Consider the following 21,711-nt stretch of genomic DNA (forward strand, 5'->3'; position numbering starts at 1 on the left):
TCAGGGCAGCAAGACCGCTGCGCCCTGCACGCGTCCTGCCCGCAGATCGGCCAGCGCTTCGTTGGCTTGCGCCAGTGGGTAGGTCGTAACGTGCACCTGCAGGGGATGCGCCTGCACGTGCCCGATGAATTCGGTCCCGTCGTTTCGCGTGAGGTTGGCGACCGAGACGATCTGGCGCTCTTCCCACAGCAGCCGGTAGGCAAAGGACGGAATGTCGCTCATGTGGATGCCGCCGCACACCACGCGCCCGCCTTTGCGCACGGCGCGCAGCGCTGCCGGCACAAGGGCGCCCACGGGCGCGAAGATGATCGCTGCGTCCAGCGGCTGCGGCGGCGCTTCACTGGACCCGCCGGCCCACACGGCGCCGAGGCGGCGTGCGAAGTCCTGACCCGCCATGTCACCGTCTCGCGTGAAAGCGTGCACCTGCCGTCCCTGCGCGCAGGCCACCTGCGCGATCAGATGCGCCGCCGCGCCGAAGCCGTAGAGGCCCAGCCGCTGCGCATCGGCGCCGGCGGCTCTCAGGCAACGCCAGCCGATCAGCCCGGCGCACATCAACGGCGCCGCATGGGCCGGATCCTGCGCCAGCGAACCCAGCGGCAGGCAGAAACCCGCCTCGGCCACCACGTGGCTGCCGAAGCCGCCGTCACGGTGATAACCGGTAAAGCGCGGCGTGTCGCAAAGGTTTTCGAAGCCGGTGGCGCAATAGGCACAGTGGCCGCAGGTGTGGCCAAGCCACGGGACGCCGACGATCTCGCCCAGGCGATGGGACGGCACCCCGGTGCCGAGCGCCTCGATGACGCCCACGATCTCGTGGCCGGGCACGATGGGCAGCACGGGCAGCGGCAGGTCGCCGTCGACCACGTGCAGGTCGGTGCGGCACACCGCGCAGGCCAGCACGCGCAAGCGCACCTCGCCGGTCGCGGGCTGGGCCATGGGGTGCTGCTCCATCTTCAGCGGCTGACCTGCTGCCGCAAGGACCATCGCGTGCATCGTTCCGGCCGTCATGGGGCACGCGCATGAAGTCCTGCCGGCATCACGCTCTCCTTGAAAGATGGAAGTGGGTGCCGAGCTTACGCCGCCGCCGAACCGGTCTGTTGACCGACGTCAAGCCGTGGCGCTGCCGGTCCTGCGACGCTGTCGTGCATGACAGACATGCGTTGCGAAGACCCCACTCCCGATCCGGCGGGCTTGACGCACGCGCAGGCAGTGGAGCGCCTGCGCGCCGTCGGTCCCAATGTGCTACCCGCCGCCGGCCGAAAGGGGCTCCTTCGCATCGGCTGGGACGCGTTGACGCAACCCATGTTCCTCCTGTTGCTGGCCACGGCCGGCGTGTACGCGGTGCTCGGCGACATGCGCGATGCGGCGATGCTGCTCCTTTCGGTGCTGCTGGTGGGCGCGCTGTCCATCTACCAGGAGCACCGCACCGAGCGCGTGCTGCACGCCCTGAAGGATCTTTCAAGCCCGCGATGCATGGTGGTGCGCGAGGGCCGCACGGTGCGCATCGCCAGCCGCGAGCTGGTGCCCGGCGACCGGCTCGTGGTGAACGAAGGCGATCGCCTCGCCGCCGATGCACGGCTGCTGCAAGCCAACGGCGTTCTGGTGGATGAATCCCAACTCACCGGCGAATCGGTGCCGGTCGCCAAGTCCGCGGGCGCGGCGGATGGGCTGCGGATGCTGCACGCCGGCAGCCTTGTGGTCCAGGGCGACGGCGTCGCGCTCGTCACCGCCACCGGCGCCAGTACGGCGCTCGGGCGCATCGGCGGCTCGCTCGCGCACATCAAGGTGCGGCGAAGCCGCCTGCAGGACGAACTCAAGTGGCTGGTGCAGCGGGTGGCCATGCTGGCGATGATGACCTGCATGTTCGCCGCCACCATCTTCGCGTGGCGCGAAGGCTCGTGGACCGCGGGGTTGCTGGTGGGCCTCACGCTGGCGATGTCGCTGATACCGGAAGAGTTCGCCGTCGTGTGGACGGTGATGCTCGCCCTCGGTGCATGGCGGCTTGCACGCACGCAGGTGCTCACCCGCCAGCCGCAGGCCATCGAGGCGCTGGGCACGACCACGGTGCTGTGCGTCGACAAGACCGGCACCCTCACGCGCAACCAGATGGCGCTCGTGGCGCTCAATGACGGCGAAGCTTCCGCACGCCTGGCACCGGGCAGCGTGGCGCCCGAGCGCTTTCATGGCCTGCTGGCCGGCGCGATGCAGGCGAGCATGGCAGATGGCATCGAGCCGATGGACCGGGCCATCTTCGAATCGGCCGGGACGGCGCGGTTTGCGCCTGGTGACGAATGGACCGCACAGGACCGCCGGGGCGTGCGCGAAGGCCATCCCTGGGTCGTGCACTGGTGGCGCCAGGCGCACGGCACAGTTCTGCGCGTGTCGGTCAAGGGCGCGCCGGAAGCGGTCCTCGCCCGCTGCGATGCCGACGCGGCGTTGTTGCAGCAACTCGGGGAGGTGGCGGGACAGTGGAGCGCGGCGGGCCTGCGCGTGCTCGCTGTCGCCGAAGCTTTCACCGATGCCAAGGGCGCAGAAGCGGCGTTGCCCGAAGGCCTTCGCCTTGCGCCGCTCGGCTTGCTGGGCTTCATGGACCCGCTGCGCGATGAGGTGCCCCAGGCCATTGAGGAGTGCCGGCAGGCCGGTGTGCGCGTGATCATGATCACGGGCGATTCACCGCGAACGGCGCAAGCCATTGCCCGCCAGGCGGGGCTCGTCGCTGGCGTTGCCGCACCGGTCGTCGTGACGGGTGCCGAACTCGCCCCCATGGGCGACGCGCCCTTGCGGGAGTGTTTGCAACGTGTGTCGGTGTTCGCACGCATGGACCCCGCGCAGAAACTGCGCATCGTGCATGCCTTGCAGGATGCGGGCGAGGTCGTGGCCATGACCGGCGACGGCGTCAACGACGCGCCCGCGCTGCGCGCTGCGGACATCGGCGTGGCGATGGGCCTGCGCGGCACCGACGTGGCGCGCGAGGCGGCATCGCTGGTGCTGCTGGATGACAACTTCGCCTCGCTGGTCGAAGCCGTGCGTGCCGGGCGGCGCATCTTCATCAATCTGCGCAAGGCATTGGGCTACCTGTTTGCGGTGCACGTTCCCATCGTGGGCGTGGCGCTGATCCCGGTCGTGATGGGCGGGCCGGCGTTGCTCCTGCCGCTGCACGTGGTCCTGCTGGAGCTGCTGATCGACCCGGCGTGCTCGCTGGTTTTCGAGGCGCAAAGCGCGCCGCCGGACTCCATGCGCGCGCCGCCGCGGTCGAAGGACACGCGACTCTTCACGGTGGCCGCTGCCCTGCGCGCCTTTGCGCTCGGCGGCGTTGCGTTCGCCGGGGTGGCGCTGGTCCAGTGGCTGCTGCACCTGCAGGATGCCTCGGCGCAGAACTTGCGGCTGGCCAGCCTGTCGTCGATCGTGGTCGGCAACCTGTTGCTGCTCGCATGGTTTCGTGGCGGATGGCGGGGCGACGCGAATGAGAACAGGCCCTTTCACGGCTTACTGCTGGGCGTATGCACATTCGCGGCGCTGGTGCTCGGCGTTCCGGGGCTTGGAACGCCGTTGGGCTTTCCTTCGCTGCACGGCACATGGATGCTGGCCGTTGTCTTGCCGGGGATGTGGGCCGGATGGCGCCTCCTGCGAAGCCGCGGCCATCCAGGTTAGGGAGCGGGTCAATCGCGGGTCACCAGCACGACGAAGGCGTTCAGCAGGAGCCAGCCGACGGCGCCCGCCGCCAGCGCCCCGCCGAGCGCACCAAGCGTCCGTCGCTTCCACGTCGCATTCCGCGCCCTGGATCGGTCGGTGTGAATCAGGGAGTTCATGTTGTCACGCCTTCGGGTGGCCTCAACGCGGGTCGCGCCGCGCCGCGCGGTCGGGAAGCGCCAGGGGCACGTAGGCACGCTGTCCGGAGCGCTGCACCAGCAAGGCCGCAGTGCTGCCCGATGGCATGCGCGAGAGGATGCGGGTGAAGTCCACCACCCGGCCGACCGAGATGTCGTTGACGGCCAGGATCAGGTCGCCTGCGCGAATGCCTTCGCTGCGGGCGACACCGGCGGCCGCGCGAACCATCAGTCCATCGTCGATGCGCAATTGCTGGCGCTGGGGGGGCGACAGCTCACCCAGGCTCAGGCCCAGCCCATCGTTCCAGTCCGGCGGCAGAATCTGCGCCGGCCGCAGGTCGCCGCGCGCATCTTCCGTGAGCACCGCCCAGATGGCCGCCGGTTTGCCGTGCCGCCAGACGTCCAGCCGGACCTTCGAGCCGGGCTCCTTCAGCGCGACGTCTCGCAACAGTTGCGTGAAATGCACCACCGGCACCCCGTCGATGGCGCGCACGACGTCGCCGCGCAGCAACCCGGCCGCTTCAGCGGGGCCGGCGCGGTTGACGCGCACCACCAGCGCACCGACCGCCTCGCTCATCCCGAAGGACTGGGCCAATGCGGGGCTGACCTCCTGCACCTGTGCGCCCAGGTGCGCGCGCCGAACCGACCCACGGTCGCGCAACTGCCGGAAAACCGCCATGGCGAGATTGATGGGGACGGCAAACGACAGGCCCATGTAGCCGCCGCTGCCGCTGTAGATCATGGCGTTGATCGCCACCACGTCACCGCGCGCGTTGAACAGGGGGCTGCCGGAACTGCCCGGGTTGATCGCCACATCGGTCTGGATGAAGGGGACCTCGCCAACGCCGGCCATGTAGCGGTTGGTGGCGCTCACCACGCCGGTGGTCACGCTTCCGTGAAAGCCGAAGGGCGCGCTGATGGCGGCCACCCAGTCGCCGGGTGCAAGGGTCGCGGAATCGCCGATCACCGCCACGGGCAGCCCGGTGGCCTCGATCTTGAGAACGCCGACGTCGGTGCGCCGGTCGGCGCCGACGAGACGGGCGCTGAATTTGCGTCCGTCACCCAGGCGCACCTGGGTGTCATCGGCTCCCGCCACCACGTGGGCGCTCGTGAGGATGAAGCCGTCACTGCTGAGGATCACGCCGGACCCGAGGTCGCGGATCTGCCCCAGTGCCAGGCCCGTGGGCAGTGGCATGGCGAAGCGATCGGCGAAATCGTTCTCGGGCACGAGTTCGGGAAAATCATCGTCGCCCGCATCGGATTCGCGCTCGGTACGCAGCGTGACGACGTCCACCACCGAGGCGCCCCGGCTTGCCACCAGGGCAGCGAACGCCGAAGTTTCGGAAGCCGGCGCAGCGGTTTGCCCCAAGCTCGCGCCACCCAGTGCCCACGCGAGCACCAGGACCAGCGAGCAGGCGATCTGCTTCATGTCCGCAGCGCTTCGCTCAGTGTGTGGGGCGGGAATCGACCGCCGGCCATGCGAGCTCTCTTCCCAACGTGGCGCGTGCATGGAGGTCGTTGGCGTAGACGCGTTCGCTGAGCGAATCCAGGTCCACATGCCCCTGGACATCACAGGGAAATGCGTAGCCGCGGTGGTTGGCGTAGAGCGGACGAAGGTGCAGTTCGTAGCCGCTGGAAACATGCAAGTCGTTCATGGTGAACTCCTTCTTGCACGCCCGCTCCCGGTGTGAGATCCCCGGGAATGCTGTTGCGTTGATTCAATGTAGGCGCGTCGTGCAACCGGCATGTCAACGTCGCTTGCCAGTGCGCAACCGTGCGTCAATGAAGAGCGTCACTTGTGTGGCAATGCCGGGTCGGGCGCTTGCAGGCGCTCTGGCTGAGCTGCCGTGGATTGGGTGTCGGCGTGCGTGCGATCAACGCGTGGCCGCGAGGACGGTGGCTTGGTGGCCGAACGCACGGTACGGCGCAAAACGGGTCGCGAGGGCATCCGGAAGACGGGAGTGAGCAGCATGATCGGCTTTCGTGGGGCCGGAAGAATCCAGCACATCCAGTGTGGGGGTTCCATGGATGGGTGAATTGATCCACGTCAAATTGCGTGCGAGCAGTACGTGAGACCCTGAGCCCATGAAGCACGCACCCCAATCGTTTTTCCGGGCTTCGACCGCTCGCCCGCGTTTGGACGGCTGGCACGCGACAGGGCATTGCGGCTCGACCATTTCTGCGCCGACATGAGCACCTGCCGCGTCAGCCTGGAAATGGAGGACCGGCACCGCCAACAGGGCCGTTCCTTCACGGTGCGGCCGGAACTGACCTTGCCCGGCCATGAACTGAACGTCAGTCATGTGCACGACGAAGACATCCATATTGCCCTGCGGGACGCCTTTGACGCGATGCAGCGGCAGCTCGAGGATGCGGTGCGGCGCATGCGCCAGCGCCGCGCCTGAACATGCACAGGAGACTCGCACCATGTACGAAGAAATGAACAACTTGTGGGTGAGGGCGACGCTCGATTGGCAACGCGCCGCTGTCGGCCTGGCGCTGCAGACGCAGCAAAGCCAGTTCCAGGCGCTCAACGACTGGCAGGCGTCGCTCAACGCCATCTACCGCGACATGTGGGATCGCTGGATCTGTCGCTTCGGCGGCGGCGTTCCCATCGACTGAGCCTGCCGTTGCCCGCGCCGGGTCACTTGACGACCACGACCGGTTGCTTGGCCAAGGCCATCACCCGCTGCACCACAGAGCCGATCAAAAGATCGGCGATCGCGCCGCGGCCCTTGGAGCCCAGCACGATCATGTCGAACTTGCCCTCGTTGGCGCAGGCGACGATCTCCTGGGCGACATGGCCCGTGCGGATCTCCATGTCGTAACCGATGCCATCGGCCTTCAACAGCTTTCTGGCCGGCTGCAGTTCCTTTTCGCTGAGTTCGCGCAGGTAGTCCGCAATTTCCGCCTTGCCCACAAGGGCCTTGGCATGGCGCAGGCCGACGTCGTCGTGCACGCTGACCAGGGTGATCTTGTTGGATTGGGTGCGCAGCAGGTGCGCGAGCCGGGCGGCGTACTTGACGGCGCGAAGAGCATGCTTGGAGCCGTCGGTGGCAACGAGGATCTTCATGGCTTGGCTTCTTTGTGTTGGAGGAGGATGGATGTTGGACGACCGCCAGTCATGCCGCTTGCGGGCTGAGTGCGCCGGGCGGCGCGGGCCCCTTCGAGTCTTGCGCACCCGCTATCGCCGCGCCGAAGGACTGCAGGCGCTGCGCACAGCTGCCGTCTTCCACTTCCCGCTGCGTGAAGGCGGCATGCAGGATGGGGGTTCGGCCAATCATCTGCGAAACCTCGTGCAACGCGTTCAGGGCACTGCTTGCGCCCATCACGCTGATGACTGCGACGTCCGGCAAGCGATCTGGCCTGTGCATGATGAAGCTGCGCATGGGGCTGGCAATCTGGAAGGCCCATATCGGCGAGACCAGGACCACGGCATCGTATTCGTGCGGCGGTGGTCCGGAGTATCGGATGGCCGGCCGCCGGCGCAGCACCGAGTCGATCAGGCACTGGCCGTAGCCGACGATGCCCCTGCGGGGCCGCTCTTCCACAATTTCCGCGAGCGTCCAGCCCTGTTGCCTGCACAGCAGCGCGGCCAGTTGGCGCGAGGTGCCGGTATGGGAATAGACCACCACGAGTACCTTGCTCATGATCGGCTCCTAGTGTGCGAGGCTGATGCGTTCATGCCATGTACTTGCCGCCGTTGACCGGCAGCGTCACGCCCGTGATGAAGCCCGCCTCGTCGGCGGCCAGGAAAACCACACAGCGCGCGATTTCTTCCGCGCTGGCAAGCCGGCCCACCGGCACGCCCTTCAGGATCGTGGCGAGCGTCTCGGACGGCACCGCTGCGACCATGGCGGTATCGGTGTAGCCCGGCGCCACCACGTTGACCGTGATGTTGCGCGCGGCGCCTTCGAGGGCCAGCGCCTTGCTCAGGCCCATCAGCCCCGCCTTCGCCGCCGCATAGTTGACCTGGCCCATCTGGCACGACTGGCCGTTGACCGAGCCCATGTTCACGATGCGCCCGAAGCGCCGCTCGCGCATGCCTTCGATCACCGCGCGGCACATGTTGAAGCAGCCGCCCAGGTTGACGTCGAGCACTTCGCGCCATTGCACGTCGCTCATCTTGTGCAGCATCGCGTCGCGCGTGATGCCGGCGTTGTTGACCAGCACGTCCACCGGTCCGAGTTGCGCCTGGACGCGGGCCACGCCCTCGCGGCAGGCCTGCGCGTCCGCAACGTTCCATTGAAAGCACGCAATGCCGGTGCGGGCGGAGAAGGCCGCCGCGGCGGCCTCGTTGCGCCCGTAGTTGGCGGCGACCCGGTAGCCGGCCGCCTGCAACGCGAGCGCCGTCGCAGCGCCGATGCCCGCCGTGCCGCCGGTGACCAGCGCGGTGCGCATGCTCAGCCCTGTACGAGCAGGTGGTTGACGACGTTGGCCACGCCGGGCGCCGACCAGGCCGCGCCTTGGGCGGCCCTGCGTTCGGCCCAGGAGTGGACCTTGCCGCTGAGCGTCACCTCGCCGTTGTTGACGATGATCTGGATGTGCCGCGCATCGCGCGTGGCCTGGCGCTCGAGCGCCTGCTCGATCTTCGTGGCGATGTCGGCAGTCTTGACTTTGGGCTTGACCACCACTTGGTTGGTGACGCCGACAACTCCCAGCAAACTGTGCACGGCGACATAGGCCGCCTGGCGCTGGTATTCCCATTCGGTCTGTCCTGTCAGCGTGACGTGGCCGTTCTCGACCATCACCTTGATTTTTCCGTCGGGAACCAGGACATTCCACTCGAGGGCACGCTCGGCAGCCTGGGCGATGTCGGCATCGGTGCGCTCGTAGCCGGCCGCCAGCTTGACCTCCATCTCCACCGCCAGCGCTTTGACGCCGTCCACGCGCTGCGCCGCGCGTTCGATGGCGTGCTTTTCGGCCAGGCTCGGGGGATGGCCCATGAGCGTCACGACGCCGTCCTTGACGATGACACCGACCTGCGAGGCTGGCATGGTCACCTCAGGGTCCCAGGTCAGTTCTTCGACGATGTCAGTCTTGAGTTGGGAATCAGACTTCATGATGCTTCCTTTCGTGGATGGACTGTGGCGGTCAAGCGCAAGCAATGGCCGTCGATTGACTATAGGAACGGCAGCGCTCGCGGCGGTTGCGCTGGATCAAGGATGCTCAGGAATCGGTGGCACCGCGCACCAGCAGGACCGGTGTCGTGCTGTTGCGAAGGACATGTTCAGCATCGCTGCCGAGCGCCATGCGTTGGAGTCCCTTGCGCCCGTGCGTGCCCATCACGATCAGGTCGCAACCAGCGCGCGCGGATTCTTCGAGGATGACGTCGGCAACGCGTTGCCCCGTGATCTCTCGCAGGGCGGTGTCGGCCTGTACATCGCTGGCGGCCGCCAACGTGCTGGCCCGATCGAGCACAGCCTTCGCATGCTCGCATGCTCGCATGCTCGCATGCTCGCGTGCCTGCTGCATTGCGCTGTCGAAGTTCGCGACGGAAGCCAGTTCCGCGAGCAAGGGAAAGTCGTCGATGACGGTGAGCAGGTGCAACCGGCTCCTGATCAGCGCCGCCAGACGAATCGCCTCCGTCGGGCCCCGCCGCGCCGTCGGGCTGTCGTCCAGGGGAACGAGGATTTCTTGATACATGGCATGTCCTTCAGGCCAATGGATCTGGAATGCCCTGCGTCGGCCTCGCACGGTCGGCGCTATCGTGAATCCGTGGCCGGCGCCGGCCCTTGAGCCACATCAAATGCAATGCTGGCAAAGACCGGGAGGGCGAACCGGCGTGGCCGTCATCGCACCAGCACATAGGTTCCCGGCGCGTCGCACAGAGGCCCACAGCCGCCGCGGACATTGCCCATGCGCGGTGGTTTGCGGCGCGGCCCGGAATGCGCCGCGAGCCAAGCTTGCAGGGCTGGCCACCATGAGCCATCCACCTGCCTTGCGCTGGCCAGGTATTCCTCGGGTGAAACGCCGGGTGCACCGCGCTCGCGGTCGAGGACCCGGTAGTGCCGCCGGCCATGCCCCGGCTCGCTCACGATGCCCGCGTTGTGGCCCCCGTCGGTCAGCACGAAGCGGATCGGCGCATCGCTCAGTCGATGGAACTTGTAGACCGATCGCCAGGGCGCCACGTGGTCCGTGACGGTGCCGATCAGAAAGACCGGCACGTCGATGTCGCGCAGCGAGACCGGATGCCCATTGACCCGATAGCGGCCCTGCGCCAGTGCGTTGTCCAGGAAGAGGCTGCGCAGGTAATCGGCATGCATGCGCCAAGGCATGCGCGTGCCATCGGCGTTCCATGCCATCAGGTCGTTCATCGGCGCGCGCTCGCCCAGGAGGTAGCTGCGGACCATGGGCGACCAGATGAGGTCTGCCGGCCGCAGCAGGCTGAAGGCGCCGGCCATCTGGCTGGCGTCGAGAAAGCCCTGGCGCGACATCAGGTCGTCGAGAAAGCTCAACTGGCTCTCGTCGATAAAGAGCTCCAGTTCGCCCGGCTCGCTGAAATCGGTTTGCGCCGCGAGCAGCGTCACCGTGGCCAGGCGCTCGTCATGATCGCGTGCCATGGGCGCCGCGCCGATGGCCAGCAGCGTGCCGCCGAGGCAATAGCCCAGGGCGTGGATGCGTTGCCCCGGCACGATCGACCCGAGGCCCGCCATCAGGCCCAGTTGCAGATCGTCGTTGATGCCGAAGTCCTTGTCCTTTTCGTCGGGGTTCTTCCAGGAGATCGCAAAGACCGTGTGGCCCTGGTCGACCAGATAGCGGATCAGCGAGTTGTGCGGCGACAGGTGTGGGCGTGGTCGCGAATACTGGATCAGTTCCATCAGGCGGTTGCGCGGCACGACCTTGCCGGGCGTGACGGCGACCTGCCTGCCTGGCGCTTGAGCTTCGGCACCCCGGGGCGGCAGGTGCTGCTGGCTGCATTGGAAGTCTTCCGCCCAGTTCCGAGCACCGCGCAGGAGGTTGAGCCCAGCTTCGGCCAGCGGCATGCGCAGGACCTGCGGATGCATCGCCGGCACGTTGGCGGGGGGAGCAGGCGCACAGGAGTTGGCGCGCCGCGAAGGCGACGATCTGCTCATGGGGGCGCTCCACGCCTGGCACGCCGGTCACAAGGTCTTCGATCCAGCTGGCACCCACTCGCCATGCGTCGCGATACACACAAAAAGGGCCACACGTCCCACGAGGCATCCTGCAGGCGCCGGTCAGGCTCGTGCGGGTCCGGTGTGGGCGTGTTGCGTGCGTTATCGCCGGCTGCAAGCGCTGTGCGGCCGCTTGCGCCGCACGCATCCACGGATGAATGACGCCTGCGCGCATCGGCCGCATCGGCTGCGCCGCCAGGTGAGTGGCCCAATCGGACCAGGCCAGCATCAGGGAGGCCGGTGACAGGCCCTTGGTGAACTGCGCCAGCCCGGCGCGCAGCGTGCGGTCCAGTTCGTCGACTTCGCGCTCCATCCTCGTACCTCCAGCAGGAATCAGACGGCATCGGAAACGGCCACTCGCGAGAAATCCTTGCGCCAGCGCAAGCCCCGGACGTGCGCCTTCAGTGAACATGGCAGTGCGCTCCATCGCGCCATCCCACTCATGTATGCGAGGTGCTCCATGTATCAGCGAATCCTGGTGCCCATCGACGGCAGTGAAACGGCCCTGAAGGGGCTGGACGAGGCTTTGAAAGTGGCGAAACTGACCGGCGCCAGCGTGCGGCTCATCCACATCGTCGACCAGTTGAGCTACGTGACGGGCTTCGAGACGTTCGTCACCTACGACAAGGACTTGCTTCCGGCGCTGGAGCGGGCGGGCGAGCAGATCTTGCAGGAGGGCCGCGTGCGGGCGGAAAGTACCGGGGTGAAAACCGAGACGCTGCTGTTCACGTCGCTGGCCGACCCCGTCTGCGACCTCGTCGTCAGCCAGGCCCGTTCGTGGAAGGCCGACCTGATCGTGATCGGCACGCATGGCCGGCGGGGCGTGAGCCGCGCGATGATGGGCAGCGATGCAGAGCAGATCGTGCGCATCTCGCCCGTTCCCGTTCTGCTGGTGAGAGCTGCGCAAGCGCAAGGCAACCCGGCCGCCGAAGCGGTGGCGCAAGCCGGCCATGCTGCGGACTGAGCCGGATCACAGGCCTGATGCACCTTTTCCGGGCCTCTCGCCCGAAGGTCCAGCGCGACCGCCCTTGTCGGGCGCAGTGGCCAGCGGCGAGCCTGCGCTGCGCAAGACCCCGGCCGTCGCACCGGCGATGGGGCGGACAGGCCAGTTGCTCAGGCGCTACGGGTGGATGGGCGCGGGCGTGTTGGCCCTCATCGGCGCAGGTTTGGGGCTGGCGCCACGGTTGTTCCTCGGCCCTCGGGTCGATGTTTACACCGTCTCGCAGCACGACTTCGTGCAGTCGGTCGTTGCCAGCGGGCACGTGGAGGCACCGCACCGCGTCAGCATCGGCACGCAGATCGTCGGCACGGTGCTGCACATTCCGGTGGTCGAAGGCCAGGGCGTGGTGCGCGACCAGTTGCTCGTCGAACTCGAGAGTTCCGAACTGGCTGCTGTGGCTGCGCAGGCGGATGCCGCCGTGCTGCAAGCGCAGGCCCGCTTGCGCCAGTTGCGCGAGGTGCAGGCGCCCGTGGCGGAACTGGGGGTTCGGCAGGCGCAGATCAACCTGGACAACGCGCGCGCGCAACGGCAGCGCAACGCCGATCTGGCCAAGCAGGGCTTCGTTGCCCAGTCCGCGCTGGACGATGCCACCAAGGCAGTCGACCTCGCGCAAGCCCAATGGCGCTCGGCCATGCGTCAACTCGACAGCACGCGGGCCGGGGGCAGCGTCGACGCGTTGGCCACCACTGCGCTCGAGCAGGCGCGCGCCGCGGCACTCGCAGCGCACGCCCGGCTGATGTATGGGCGCATCCTCGCACCCGTGGCCGGCACGCTGATCAGCCGCAACGTGGAGCCCGGCGACGTGGTGCAGCCGGGCAAGGTCCTGATGGCGCTTTCGCCCGCCGGGGACACGCAACTGGTGGTGCAGATCGATGAAAAGAATCTCCAGTTGCTGGCCACGGGCCAGAAAGCAAAGGCCTCTGCCGATGCCTATCCCGAACAGCGCTTTGCCGCGGAACTGGTCTACATCAACCCCGCCATCGACGTGCAGCGTGGCTCGGTCGAAGTCAAGCTCGACGTGCCGCAGCCGCCCGCGTAGCTGCGGCAAGACATGACGGTGTCGGTGGACATCCAGGTGGCCTCGCGTGCGCAGGCCGTGCTGGTGCCGACCGATGCCATCCACGACGCCGACCCCGCGCGGCCCTGGGTGCTCAAGGTTGCCGGCCATCGTGCCCGGCGCCAGAGCGTGCGCATCGGACTGCATGGTGGTGGCGTGAGCGAGGTGCTCGAAGGACTGCGTCCCGGCGATCTCGTCGTGCCCCAGCGCGCCACTTTCATCGCCGACGGATCACGGCTGCGCGCGGTCGTCGCAAGTGGCAGACGCGGCGAACCATGAACCCGTGGCTGCCCTTCGAATGGATCGTGGCATGGCGATTCCTGCGCGAAGGGCGCATGCAGACGCTCTTCATCGTCGCGGGCATCACCGTCGGCGTGGCGGTGATCATCTTCATGTCGGCGCTGCTGACGGGGCTGCAGGCGAACATCATCCACCGCGTGCTCACGGCACAGTCGCACATCCAGCTGTTGCCGCCCAAAGAGGTGGCACGGGTGCTCGGACCGGCCGACAGGCCGGTGGCCGGCGTGCGCCAGCTTGCGCGCGTGCAGGCACCGCTGCAGCGGCTGAAATCCATCGATCAATGGCAAAGCCTGATGGCGCAGCTGCGCGCCATGCCCGAAGTGGCGCTGGTATCGCCCGTGGCGGGCGGCTCCGCACTGGCGGTGCGCGGCGACGCGAGCCGCGCCATCTCCATCGTGGGCGTTGTGCCCGACCTGTACTTCCAGGTGGTGGATGTGCCGTCGAAAGTGGTGGCCGGCACCACGCGGCTGACCAACGCCGACATGCTCATCGGCATTGACCTGGCGAGCGACCTGGGCGTGGGCGTCGGCGACAAGCTCCAAGTGACCGCGGCCAGCGGCGGCGACAACACGCTCACCGTGACCGGGCTTTTCGACCTGGGGAACAAGGGTGCGAACCAGCGCACGGCCTATGTGGCGCTGCGCACCGCGCAGGCACTGCTGGGCCTGATCGGCGGCGTGTCGAGCATCGACGTGAACGTCAGGGACATCTATGCCGCGGAAGCCGTCGTTGATGCCGTCGCCCAGGTAGCCGACCACATGCCCGCGCACCTTGAAGGCCAGCACGATGCGATTCTTCTGCGCCGGGTTGACGCGGCAAAACAGCGTGGTGCGGCTCACCCGCGCGCGCAGTGCCGCTTCGTCCGTACGGGCGATCTCCTTGCCCGTGAGAACGCCCTGGACTGGAATCTTGAGCAGCGCGCAGAGGTGGAGGGTGACGAGTTCGCTGTCGCCGCTCACGATCTTCACGGCCACGCCACTGCGCGCGAGCGCATGCAGCGCCTGGGCCGCGCCGGCCTTGGGCGGATCGATGAAGGTGGCGAAGCCCGCGAACACCAGATCGCATTCGTCCCTGACGTCGGCATGCGTGTGATCGCGGCCCACCGCGCGCGAGGCGACGGCCAACACGCGCAATCCCTCGCGTTCCAGTGACTGGCAGCGCTCATGGAGTTGGGCGCGCGCGGCATCGTCCAGCGGCTCACTCGCCTGGCCGTTGTCTCGCTCCTGGCGGCTGCATTGGGCCAACACGTCGTCCGGTGCGCCCTTGACGATCAGCCAGCGTTCCTCGCCGCGATCGAGCAGCACCGAGACGCGCCTGCGCTCGAAGTCGAATGGCACTTCGTCGATCTTGCTCCAGCCTTCCACGCTGGGGCCGTGCGCCAGGATGGCATCGTCCAGCGGGCTCTTGAGGCCGCTTTCAAACGCGCTGTTGAGGTGGGCGAGCATCAGGGTGCGCGGGCTGTCGAGCCCCTGTGCGTCCGAACAGCCCGCCAGGCTGATGCTTGCCTCGGTGAGCGTGCCGGTCTTGTCGGTGCACAGGATGTCCATCGAGCCCAGGTTCTGGATGGCGGCCAGGCGCTTGACGATGACGCGCCGCGCCGCCATGCGCATCGCCCCGCGCGACAAGGTGACCGACACCACCATCGGCAGCAGTTCCGGCGTGAGTCCCACCGCCAGGGCCACGGCAAAAAGAAAGGAATCCAGCAAGGGCCGGTGCAGCCACACGTTGACCAGCAGCACGAACAGCACGAGCAGGATCGTCAGGCGCATGATCATCAGTCCGAAGCGATGCGTGCCCGCTTCGAAGGCCGTGGGCGGCGGGCGCCAGCAGGCTGTGCGCGCCTTCGCCGAGCGCCGTCGCGCGGCCTGTGGCCATCACCACGACACGCGCGCTCCCGCTGACCACCGTGCTGCCGGCAAAGACGGCATTGACCGCCTGCTGCAGTTCGCTCGCGTCCGCTTCCACGGTGCACGCATGCTTTTCGACCGGATAGGACTCACCGGTCAGGAGCCCCTGGTTGACGAAGAAGTCGCGGGCCTCGAGCACACGGCCATCTGCCGGCACGCGATCGCCGGCGGACAGCAGCACCAGATCGCCCGGCACGAGCTTGTCCACGGGCACCGCCTGCGCCTTCGCGTCGCGCACCACGCTCGCACGCAGCGCCACCGAGCCACGCAGCTTTTGCGCGGCGTTGCCCGCGCGGTGCTCCTGCACGAAGTCGAGCGTGACGCTGAGCAGCACCATCGCCAGGATGATGAGGAAGTTGGCGATGTCGCCCGTGAGGGCCGAGATCGCGCTGGCCACGAGCAGGATGAGCACCAGCGGGTTGCCCAGGCGCTCGATGAACTGGAGTAACAGCGGGCGGCTCGCGCGCTCCTCGAAGCTGTTGGCGCCGTGTTCTGCCAGCGCTTGACGAGCCTCTTGCTGCGTCAATCCGGCGGTGCCGGGTCGGCGCGCCACCAGGCTGCGGCGGCCGGTGGGTGCGCACTGACCTCCAGAGGGACTCGCATCACTCCATGGACAGGGCGGCCGATGGAAGCGTCACATGTTCAGCCACTTGTGGCGCGTCGTCCGTGGCTGCCTGTTCCTTTGCGCGCACGAGCAGCACGGGCACGGGCGCACTGCGAAGGATGCTTTCCGCGCCGCTTCCCAGCATGAGCCGCCGCACGCCACGCCGCCCATGCGTGCCCAGCACGATGAGATCGGCCGGCCATTCGCGCGCCTGCCGCGTCACAAAGTCGACCATCCTGCCGTTGAAGCTGTCATAGAGCACCGAGTCGGATTCGACTCCCGCCTTGCGGGCGCTGGACTTGGCGCTTTCCAGCAGCTCTTCGCCGTTTTCACGCAAGGCGGCGAGCAAGTCGTTCGTGAAGCCTGCGTAACTGTCGACGGCGAGGGCGAAGGACAGTTCGTCGATCACATGCAGGAAGCGCAGTTTGCCCCCTGTCAACCGGGCCAGGCGAATGGCCTCGTCCACGCCCCTTGTGGACGTTTCGCTTCCGTCGAGCGGAACAAGAATTCGCTGGTACATGGACGGACTCCTTGTGGCGTTGTGTGGCACCCAGTATCAAAGGCGCCAGCCCGCGTGGCCTTGATGTGGCGCAAGCGCGCGATCAGCGCTGCCCGGCTCAGGCAATGGCGATGGCTGCCGCGCCAGTGGGGCGTTCGAACTTGCTCTGCGGGAACGCTTCGGTTTCAGGGCGCTTTTCAGCGTCTTGCGCGCGAACCAGAAGCACTGGAACCGGAGCCATCCGCAGAACCTGTTCAGCACTGCTGCCCATGAACACCCGCCCGACGCCGCGCCTGCCGTGCGTTCCGATCACGATCAGGTCTGCATTCCAGGACGCTGCCTCCTTGATCACCATGTCCGCCACAGAACCGCCGAAGCCGTCGAACAACACGGTTTCCGCCTCCAGGCCTGCGGCAGCGACCTTGTTGTCCGCCGCTTCAAGAAGGGCGGCCCCGTTCCTGCGAAGGTCCTCCAGGCAACCGCCGGAGACTCCCGCGTACGCGTCCATGGCGTACGCAAATGACAGGCCGTCGATGCAATGCATCACGCGAACATGACCATGTGTGAGCGTGGCCATGCGAATGGCCTCGTCAAGCCCATGGTTCGATGTTGCGCTGCCGTCGACCGGGACAAGTATTCGCTGGTACATGGGGACACTTCTTTCAGTAGGCATGAGGTGGCGCCAGTATCTGGACTTCACCGTGCCGGGCGTTGATCTTCATCAAGGCGCGCTGCATGGGGCGACCGGGTCTCGCACGAATGTTGCGCCAGCGCAAGCCCGGGGTTGGTGGCGGCGCGACGATCGCATCGTGTTTGGATCGGTGCAATGTTCAGAAGGAGGTGGTGCCCATGCATTGCAAGACCATTCTTGTTCACCTCGATCATCTCGATCACTGCGAAGCGCGCATCGCACTCGCTGCGCAACTGTCCAGAGCATTCGCCAGCCACCTGATCGGCCTCGTCCCCACCGGTCTTTACGACGGCGTTGTTCCTCCGGGCGTGGCCCTGCAAGGTACCACCGAGTTCATCGCGCAAACAGAGGACTTCCTGCGTCGGCGCGCACAGGCGGTCGATGAAACGTTCAGGGCGATGGCATCGGATTTGTCAGTGGCATCCTGGGAAACCAGGCAGGTGGGCGGTGCGGTCGCCGACGCAATCATTGCGCACGGTCAAGCGAGCGATCTGATCGTTCTGGAGCAGGACGATCCGGCCGAAAGCAAGGAGATGCTCGCGCCGAAGCTGGTCGCACGCGTGCTGATCGAAGCGGGACGCCCCGTGCTCGTCGTGCCGCGCGCGGGTCGGTTCGTCGAAGTGGGAACCCGCGTGCTGGTGGGCTGGGACGGCTCCCGCGAATCGGCGGTTGCGCTGCGCGATGCCATTGCGTTCATGCGCAAGGCCAATGGCGTGACGCTGCTGACCGTTCGCAAACCCGGCGAAGCGCGCGAGCAATATCAGCTGCCCGCCTCGAAGTTGATTCGCTGGCTTCTGCGCCATGGCATCGAGGCAACGGCTTGCGAGGAGGAGCGCAGGGACCGCGTCGCAGACGTCCTCCTGGAGCGCGCAACCGGGATCGATGCGAATCTGATCGTGATGGGCGGATACGGCCACTCCTATCTGCGCGAACGCATCCTCGGCGGTGTCACGCGCCAGGTCCTCGCGCAGATGACCGTCCCCGTGTTGCTGGCGCATTGACAAGCGCGCGTCGTGGGCAACGTGCCGCCTCGTCGGCGACGCACGGGCGGCAGGACATTTCCAGCCACGGACCCATGCACGCAACGGCCTTGATTTGCGCCAGCGCAAGGTCTTCAGTGGCCATGCGTGTGATGATGGCCGCATGGCCAAGCACCTGAGCCCACGTTCAATTGCAGGGGTCATTGCCACCGCGGCGCTGGGCGCGTGGCCTGCCTTGGTCCTCCCCGCAGCGCCGGGGCCTTCCTGCGCGGATCGAGGGGTCTGGACCAGCCCTTACCCTGATTTCGTGGCTGCGGTCGCGCGCGAGGCCCCCACGGTGGTCAGTCTCGTCGTCACGCGCGACGACGCATGGGACGTCGCCGGCGACGTCGGGCAGGCACCACTTGTGGGTGGCGCGCATCTGCGGGACGCTCAATGGGCGCCCAGCCCAGGCCGCAGCATGGCGTCCGGATTCATCGTTCGCCAGGACGGCGAGATCCTGACCAATGCCCATGCCGTTGCGGGTGCCCGTGATGTTTGGGTGCGGCTTGAAGATGAGCGCCGTTTCAAGGCCGAAGTCATCGGCCTGGACAAGCGCACCGACATCGCCTTGCTGAAGATCGCGGCGACGGGCTTGCCGGTCGCTGCCATTGCCGAGAGCGCCTTGCTGTGTGCTGGTGAATGGGTGGCCGCGCTGGGCTCGCCGCTCGGACTCGAGCAGAGCGTCTCCGCGGGTGTGGTCAGTGCAAGCCTGCGCTACATCGCCGGTGAAAGCGGAACGCCGCTCATCCAGACGGATGTGGCGTTGAGTCCGGGCAGCTCGGGCGGCCCGCTGTTCAACCGGCGCGGGGAAGTCGTCGGCATGAACTCGATGCTTCACTCGACCGCGGGCAACTACGCGGGCGTGTCCTTGAGCTTGCCGATCGACCTGGTCCTGCGCATCGCCGCAGAATTGCGCGCCAACGGCCATGTGTCCCGCTCGATGATCGGTGCGCACTCCCAAGCGTTGAGCCCCGAACTGGCCCAGGCCTTTGGAACGGACAGGCGTGGTGCGCTGGTGGGCTCCGTGGATCCGCGCGGTCCGGCCGCGCTCGCCGGCGTGCGTACCGGGGATGTGCTGACGGCCGTCAACGGCGTCTATGTCAAGTCCTATGCCGAGCTCCAGGAACGCATCGCGTCCACGCGGCCGGGCACCGCACTGGTGCTGGGGGGTGTGGAGGCGTCGCGCTGAAATGCAGGTAAAAGTGACCACCGTGGAAGTGCCACCTGACGTGTCGCAACGTCCTGCAGACGCGGCAGCTGACCCGCAGGATTTCCGGCTGGGGCTGGCGGTCGTCGAACGGTCGGCGGCACAAGGCACAGGAATGTTGCCAGCGGGCATCTATGTGCGGGCAGTGAGCGGAGCGGCGCGGCGAGCCGGAATTCGCGCCGGTGATCGCATCCTCGCCATCGACGATATGGCCGTCTCGAACCCTGACGAGCTGGAGGCCGCCTTGAAGACGGTCAGGGATGACGAACAGGTCGCTGTGCTGGTCGTGCGCGGGCAGATCACGAGCTATGTGGCTATCCAGCGGTACTGACAGCACGATCCGCAGGCGGGCGATTCCAAGGATGAATGAGCTGCTGTCCGGTTTCCAACTGCTGTTGTTGCTCAGCGTGGCGAACACCGCGCCCATCGCCAAGAAGCGATGGATGGGCCGCCGCTGGGGTTTCCCACTCGATGCAGGCCTGCACCTTTGCGACGGGCGGCTGCGCAGCACTTGGGCGTATCGCGCCCGTCAGTGCGTGACGCGCTGATCGCGCTCGAGATCGACGGCAGCGTCGAAGTGCGCATGGGTGCCGGCGTGTATGTCTGCGCGGCGACGGCGCGCACCCCGCAAGCGACCGCATCGTTGGGCGAGAGTCCGATCGAGTTGATGCAGGCGCGTTCGGCGTTTGAAGGTTCCGTCGTGGCGCTGGCGTGCGGCATGTCAACGCCCGAAGGAATTGCGACGGTATCGAATGCGTTGGGGGAGATGCGGGCGGCGATCGAAGGAAATCGACCGCCTTTGAAGGAGAACCGCGCGTTTCACCTGGCCATTGCCGCAATGACGGGCAACTCCGTCATGGAGCGTCTGGTCAGGGAGTTGTTCGACGAACGCCACAGAAGCCCGCTCTCGTCCCAGCTCAGGGTGCGCTCGGAAAGCACCGAAACGTGGATGGAGGCGCTGCGCGAGCATGAGGCGATCCTGCGAGCGATTGAAAGCCGGGATGTGATTGCCGCGCAGACGGCCATGCGTTCGCACCTTCAGGCTTCCCAGGATCGTTGGGTGGCATCGCGTCGGGAATGGACTTGACGCGCCAGCTCGACGCTCTACGCAATCGTGATGCGGCTATCGTGATGCCGATCACTACGCCTGCAAACTTGGCGCGTTGACCCAGCGTTCCCAGTACGCGATCTGCCGCTTATTCCTTATGGAAGGCGGAGAGGCGGACTTCCGGCGTCGAGGCCCGTGGCGCGACGACTCGTACAGCCGCGCCAGGGCCTTCGTAGCTTCGCGACCGCTCAGGCGGCCATGGCGTCGGCCTTCTCGTCGGTGGTTTCGCGTGCCTTGTGCTCTGTCATGGATTCTCCTGGGTCATGGCCCCAGCTTGGCGCAACCGTCGAGATATTCCTGTTAGACGTTGGCAGTGATGCTCGAAGCAAGCCTATGCGAAAGGCGAGCGCCGCACCTCTTCCAGCAGCCAGCGCTGGAACGCGGCCAGCTTGGCGCCCACCGGTTTTCCCTTGGGACGCACGAAGTAGTAGGCGGCGCCGGGGTCGACCTTCACGGCGAGCATCTGCACAAGTTGGCCCGATGCCAGGTCCTCCTGCAACAGGCCGCGGAAGAAAAGCGCCACGCCGTGGCCGTCCAGCGCGGCCCGGCGCAGCGCGTGCGAATCGTCGATCACGATCACATCGAGCTTGCGGGAGACGACGGCATGGCCTGCATTGCGAAACCAGGCATCCCAATGCTGCCGGTCGAATTCGCACATCAGTCGTTGCCGCGCCAGCGCTTCCAATGCCGAACCCCGCGCGAGTGCATGGGCCAAGGCGGGGCTGCAGACCGCGACGAGTTCGCCGGGGAGCACCTTTCGCACTTCCGCTTCATCCCAGTTGCCATGGCCCCAGCTGATGCCGCCATCGACCCGGTCATGCAGGAAGTCCGCGGGCTGATAGGCATGGCGCAGCTGGAGGTCGATGTTGGGATGTCGTTCCCACCAGCGTCCCAGCCTCGGCGTGAGCCAGCGGGCTGAAAAGTACGGCGCCACGCTGATGGTCAGCGTGTGCTGCGCATCGGCGAGCGTGAGTTGGCCCACCGCGCGCTCGAGGGCCTGGAGCCCTGCTGTGCACTCCATGCTGAGGCGCTGGCCCTCTTGCGTCACTTCGATGCGGCGGTGCAGGCGCCGCAGCAATGCAATGCCCAGGTGTTCTTCGAGGTGCCTGACGTGATGGCTCAGCGCCGACTCCGTCACGTTCAGTTCGCTCGCCGCGCGCTTGAAGCTGCCTTGTCGGGCGACCGCCTCGAAGGCGCGCAATTGGTTCAGCAAAGTGGCCGACAGGCTCATGCCGGGCCATCTTACGCCTGAGTCTGGCTCATGTGAACGCCCTACAAAGCGTTTGAGCTTCAGTACGGTAGCAAGCAATATTTGCACACGACGAGCCCGAGCAAGACTCATCTCATCCCAATACG

25 protein-coding genes and 3 pseudogenes are annotated in these 21,711 nt (G+C 66.9%); 12 read left to right on the top strand and 16 right to left on the bottom strand.

From position 1 onward, the window contains the following. A complete protein-coding gene (locus QTI66_RS29755) occupies nt 1-990 on the bottom strand; it encodes a zinc-dependent alcohol dehydrogenase family protein (protein WP_444815069.1) in 990 nt (329 codons plus the stop codon). A 153-nt stretch (nt 991-1,143) separates the two neighbouring features. On the opposite strand from QTI66_RS29755, the gene QTI66_RS29760 reads away from it, so the two are divergent. Beyond that, nucleotides 1,144-3,648 carry a cation-translocating P-type ATPase gene (locus QTI66_RS29760; RefSeq protein WP_286563884.1) on the top strand — a complete coding sequence of 835 codons (2,505 nt, stop codon included), beginning with the start codon at nt 1,144-1,146 and terminating at the stop codon, nt 3,646-3,648. 8 nt (nt 3,649-3,656) lie between these two features. On the opposite strand, the gene QTI66_RS29765 is transcribed toward QTI66_RS29760, so the two are convergent. Genes QTI66_RS29765 through QTI66_RS29775 form a run of 3 tightly spaced genes read right to left on the bottom strand, consistent with a single transcriptional unit; the run spans nt 3,657 to nt 5,479 of the window. Further along, the gene (locus tag QTI66_RS29765) at nt 3,657-3,806 is read right to left on the bottom strand and encodes a hypothetical protein (protein WP_286563885.1); all 150 of its coding nucleotides are present in this window, start codon (nt 3,804-3,806) and stop codon (nt 3,657-3,659) included. A 22-nt stretch (nt 3,807-3,828) separates the two neighbouring features. After that, nucleotides 3,829-5,253 carry a trypsin-like peptidase domain-containing protein gene (locus QTI66_RS29770; RefSeq protein WP_286563886.1) on the bottom strand — a complete coding sequence of 475 codons (1,425 nt, stop codon included), beginning with the start codon at nt 5,251-5,253 and terminating at the stop codon, nt 3,829-3,831. Nucleotides 5,254-5,269: 16 nt separating this feature from the next. Next, nucleotides 5,270-5,479, bottom strand: coding sequence for a hypothetical protein (locus tag QTI66_RS29775; RefSeq protein WP_286563888.1), 210 nt, complete (start codon nt 5,477-5,479; stop codon nt 5,270-5,272). A 447-nt stretch (nt 5,480-5,926) separates the two neighbouring features. Between QTI66_RS29775 and QTI66_RS29780 the strand changes: the two genes are divergently transcribed. Continuing rightward, nucleotides 5,927-6,229 (top strand): HPF/RaiA family ribosome-associated protein, encoded by a 303-nt coding sequence (locus QTI66_RS29780; protein WP_286564004.1) that lies wholly within the window; start codon nt 5,927-5,929, stop codon nt 6,227-6,229. A 22-nt stretch (nt 6,230-6,251) separates the two neighbouring features. Further along, nucleotides 6,252-6,446 (top strand): hypothetical protein, encoded by a 195-nt coding sequence (locus QTI66_RS29785; protein WP_286563889.1) that lies wholly within the window; start codon nt 6,252-6,254, stop codon nt 6,444-6,446. 22 nt (nt 6,447-6,468) lie between these two features. Here QTI66_RS29785 and QTI66_RS29790 read toward each other — a convergent pair whose 3' ends face one another. From QTI66_RS29790 to QTI66_RS39650, 7 genes and pseudogenes are all read right to left on the bottom strand, one after another. Beyond that, on the bottom strand, nt 6,469-6,897 hold the full coding sequence (locus QTI66_RS29790; protein ID WP_286563890.1) for a universal stress protein: 429 nt from the start codon (nt 6,895-6,897) through the stop codon (nt 6,469-6,471). Nucleotides 6,898-6,946: 49 nt separating this feature from the next. Beyond that, a complete protein-coding gene (locus QTI66_RS29795) occupies nt 6,947-7,474 on the bottom strand; it encodes a flavodoxin family protein (protein ID WP_286563892.1) in 528 nt (175 codons plus the stop codon). Nucleotides 7,475-7,505: 31 nt separating this feature from the next. Continuing rightward, the gene (phbB, locus tag QTI66_RS29800) at nt 7,506-8,225 is read right to left on the bottom strand and encodes an acetoacetyl-CoA reductase (RefSeq protein WP_286563894.1); all 720 of its coding nucleotides are present in this window, start codon (nt 8,223-8,225) and stop codon (nt 7,506-7,508) included. A gap of 2 nt (nt 8,226-8,227) precedes the next feature. Continuing rightward, a complete protein-coding gene (locus QTI66_RS29805; RefSeq protein WP_286563895.1) occupies nt 8,228-8,887 on the bottom strand; it encodes a BON domain-containing protein in 660 nt (219 codons plus the stop codon). Nucleotides 8,888-8,993: 106 nt separating this feature from the next. After that, nucleotides 8,994-9,470: a universal stress protein gene (locus QTI66_RS29810; protein WP_286563896.1), complete on the bottom strand. Its 477-nt coding sequence runs from the start codon at nt 9,468-9,470 to the stop codon at nt 8,994-8,996. Nucleotides 9,471-9,616: 146 nt separating this feature from the next. Further along, on the bottom strand, nt 9,617-10,900 hold the full coding sequence (locus QTI66_RS29815; RefSeq protein ID WP_286563897.1) for a PHA/PHB synthase family protein: 1,284 nt from the start codon (nt 10,898-10,900) through the stop codon (nt 9,617-9,619). 298 nt (nt 10,901-11,198) lie between these two features. Beyond that, nucleotides 11,199-11,387, bottom strand: a pseudogene (locus QTI66_RS39650) (hypothetical protein); the annotation flags it as partial. A gap of 33 nt (nt 11,388-11,420) precedes the next feature. Between QTI66_RS39650 and QTI66_RS29825 the strand changes: the two are divergent. From QTI66_RS29825 to QTI66_RS39655, 4 genes are all read left to right on the top strand, one after another. After that, entirely contained in the window at nt 11,421-11,924 is a 504-nt protein-coding gene (locus QTI66_RS29825) for a universal stress protein (protein WP_286563898.1), read from the top strand. Nucleotides 11,925-11,988: 64 nt separating this feature from the next. Next, nucleotides 11,989-12,999 (top strand): efflux RND transporter periplasmic adaptor subunit, encoded by a 1,011-nt coding sequence (locus QTI66_RS29830; protein WP_286563899.1) that lies wholly within the window; start codon nt 11,989-11,991, stop codon nt 12,997-12,999. A gap of 12 nt (nt 13,000-13,011) precedes the next feature. Beyond that, complete coding sequence (locus tag QTI66_RS29835) at nt 13,012-13,296, top strand: efflux RND transporter periplasmic adaptor subunit (RefSeq protein WP_286563900.1); 285 nt, start codon at nt 13,012-13,014, stop codon at nt 13,294-13,296. After that, nucleotides 13,293-14,468, top strand: a complete 1,176-nt coding sequence (locus QTI66_RS39655) for an ABC transporter permease (protein WP_353506235.1) — start codon at nt 13,293-13,295, stop codon at nt 14,466-14,468. Before QTI66_RS29835 ends, QTI66_RS39655 begins: the two co-directional genes overlap by 4 nt. Here the strand turns inward: QTI66_RS39655 and QTI66_RS39660 are convergent. From QTI66_RS39660 to QTI66_RS29860, 4 genes and pseudogenes are all read right to left on the bottom strand, one after another. Then, nucleotides 14,391-15,092: pseudogene (locus QTI66_RS39660) on the bottom strand (HAD-IC family P-type ATPase); the annotation flags it as partial. The gene QTI66_RS39655 and the pseudogene QTI66_RS39660 sit on opposite strands and share 78 nt — an antisense overlap. Before the next feature lie 118 nt (nt 15,093-15,210). Next, nucleotides 15,211-15,777: pseudogene (locus QTI66_RS29850) on the bottom strand (HAD-IC family P-type ATPase); the annotation flags it as partial. Nucleotides 15,778-15,826: 49 nt separating this feature from the next. After that, nucleotides 15,827-16,348 carry a universal stress protein gene (locus tag QTI66_RS29855; RefSeq protein ID WP_286563901.1) on the bottom strand — a complete coding sequence of 174 codons (522 nt, stop codon included), beginning with the start codon at nt 16,346-16,348 and terminating at the stop codon, nt 15,827-15,829. A 97-nt stretch (nt 16,349-16,445) separates the two neighbouring features. Next, nucleotides 16,446-17,000, bottom strand: coding sequence for a universal stress protein (locus QTI66_RS29860; protein WP_353506236.1), 555 nt, complete (start codon nt 16,998-17,000; stop codon nt 16,446-16,448). A gap of 38 nt (nt 17,001-17,038) precedes the next feature. Between QTI66_RS29860 and QTI66_RS29865 the strand changes: the two genes are divergently transcribed. The 5 genes from QTI66_RS29865 (at nt 17,039) to QTI66_RS29885 (ending at nt 20,334) form a co-directional block, all read left to right on the top strand. Beyond that, nucleotides 17,039-18,019 carry a universal stress protein gene (locus tag QTI66_RS29865; RefSeq protein WP_286563904.1) on the top strand — a complete coding sequence of 327 codons (981 nt, stop codon included), beginning with the start codon at nt 17,039-17,041 and terminating at the stop codon, nt 18,017-18,019. Between the two features lie 142 nt (nt 18,020-18,161). Further along, entirely contained in the window at nt 18,162-19,229 is a 1,068-nt protein-coding gene (locus tag QTI66_RS29870) for a S1C family serine protease (protein ID WP_286563906.1), read from the top strand. A gap of 1 nt (nt 19,230) precedes the next feature. Beyond that, nucleotides 19,231-19,578 carry a PDZ domain-containing protein gene (locus tag QTI66_RS29875; protein WP_286563907.1) on the top strand — a complete coding sequence of 116 codons (348 nt, stop codon included), beginning with the start codon at nt 19,231-19,233 and terminating at the stop codon, nt 19,576-19,578. Between the two features lie 31 nt (nt 19,579-19,609). Further along, nucleotides 19,610-19,795 (top strand): hypothetical protein, encoded by a 186-nt coding sequence (locus QTI66_RS29880; RefSeq protein ID WP_286563908.1) that lies wholly within the window; start codon nt 19,610-19,612, stop codon nt 19,793-19,795. Beyond that, nucleotides 19,780-20,334 carry a FadR/GntR family transcriptional regulator gene (locus tag QTI66_RS29885; RefSeq protein ID WP_286563909.1) on the top strand — a complete coding sequence of 185 codons (555 nt, stop codon included), beginning with the start codon at nt 19,780-19,782 and terminating at the stop codon, nt 20,332-20,334. The genes QTI66_RS29880 and QTI66_RS29885 overlap by 16 nt, the downstream gene beginning before the upstream one ends. Before the next feature lie 352 nt (nt 20,335-20,686). Here the strand turns inward: QTI66_RS29885 and QTI66_RS29890 are convergent, their stop codons facing one another. Next, the gene (locus QTI66_RS29890) at nt 20,687-21,586 is read right to left on the bottom strand and encodes a LysR substrate-binding domain-containing protein (RefSeq protein ID WP_286563910.1); all 900 of its coding nucleotides are present in this window, start codon (nt 21,584-21,586) and stop codon (nt 20,687-20,689) included. Nucleotides 21,587-21,711: the final 125 nt, after the last annotated feature.

The sequence above is a fragment of the Variovorax brevis genome (assembly GCF_030317105.1).
In the GTDB taxonomy this organism is placed as follows: Bacteria; Pseudomonadota; Gammaproteobacteria; order Burkholderiales; family Burkholderiaceae_C; genus Variovorax; species Variovorax brevis.

Bases quoted from the DNA above. Each gene is read 5' to 3' on its own strand.
- QTI66_RS29755 (WP_444815069.1), bottom strand. From the start codon at position 990: ATGCACGCGATGGTCCTTGCGGCAGCAGGTCAGCCGCTGAAGATGGAG.
- QTI66_RS29760 (WP_286563884.1), top strand. From the start codon at position 1,144: ATGACAGACATGCGTTGCGAAGACCCCACTCCCGATCCGGCGGGCTTG.
- QTI66_RS29765 (WP_286563885.1), bottom strand. From the start codon at position 3,806: ATGAACTCCCTGATTCACACCGACCGATCCAGGGCGCGGAATGCGACG.
- QTI66_RS29770 (WP_286563886.1), bottom strand. From the start codon at position 5,253: ATGAAGCAGATCGCCTGCTCGCTGGTCCTGGTGCTCGCGTGGGCACTG.
- QTI66_RS29775 (WP_286563888.1), bottom strand. From the start codon at position 5,479: ATGAACGACTTGCATGTTTCCAGCGGCTACGAACTGCACCTTCGTCCG.
- QTI66_RS29785 (WP_286563889.1), top strand. From the start codon at position 6,252: ATGTACGAAGAAATGAACAACTTGTGGGTGAGGGCGACGCTCGATTGG.
- QTI66_RS29790 (WP_286563890.1), bottom strand. From the start codon at position 6,897: ATGAAGATCCTCGTTGCCACCGACGGCTCCAAGCATGCTCTTCGCGCC.
- QTI66_RS29795 (WP_286563892.1), bottom strand. From the start codon at position 7,474: ATGAGCAAGGTACTCGTGGTGGTCTATTCCCATACCGGCACCTCGCGC.
- phbB (WP_286563894.1), bottom strand. From the start codon at position 8,225: ATGCGCACCGCGCTGGTCACCGGCGGCACGGCGGGCATCGGCGCTGCG.
- QTI66_RS29805 (WP_286563895.1), bottom strand. From the start codon at position 8,887: ATGAAGTCTGATTCCCAACTCAAGACTGACATCGTCGAAGAACTGACC.
- QTI66_RS29810 (WP_286563896.1), bottom strand. From the start codon at position 9,470: ATGTATCAAGAAATCCTCGTTCCCCTGGACGACAGCCCGACGGCGCGG.
- QTI66_RS29815 (WP_286563897.1), bottom strand. From the start codon at position 10,900: ATGAGCAGATCGTCGCCTTCGCGGCGCGCCAACTCCTGTGCGCCTGCT.
- QTI66_RS29825 (WP_286563898.1), top strand. From the start codon at position 11,421: ATGTATCAGCGAATCCTGGTGCCCATCGACGGCAGTGAAACGGCCCTG.
- QTI66_RS29835 (WP_286563900.1), top strand. From the start codon at position 13,012: ATGACGGTGTCGGTGGACATCCAGGTGGCCTCGCGTGCGCAGGCCGTG.
- QTI66_RS39655 (WP_353506235.1), top strand. From the start codon at position 13,293: ATGAACCCGTGGCTGCCCTTCGAATGGATCGTGGCATGGCGATTCCTG.
- QTI66_RS29855 (WP_286563901.1), bottom strand. From the start codon at position 16,348: ATGTACCAGCGAATTCTTGTTCCGCTCGACGGAAGCGAAACGTCCACA.
- QTI66_RS29860 (WP_353506236.1), bottom strand. From the start codon at position 17,000: ATGCCTACTGAAAGAAGTGTCCCCATGTACCAGCGAATACTTGTCCCG.
- QTI66_RS29870 (WP_286563906.1), top strand. From the start codon at position 18,162: ATGGCCAAGCACCTGAGCCCACGTTCAATTGCAGGGGTCATTGCCACC.
- QTI66_RS29875 (WP_286563907.1), top strand. From the start codon at position 19,231: ATGCAGGTAAAAGTGACCACCGTGGAAGTGCCACCTGACGTGTCGCAA.
- QTI66_RS29880 (WP_286563908.1), top strand. From the start codon at position 19,610: ATGAATGAGCTGCTGTCCGGTTTCCAACTGCTGTTGTTGCTCAGCGTG.
- QTI66_RS29890 (WP_286563910.1), bottom strand. From the start codon at position 21,586: ATGAGCCTGTCGGCCACTTTGCTGAACCAATTGCGCGCCTTCGAGGCG.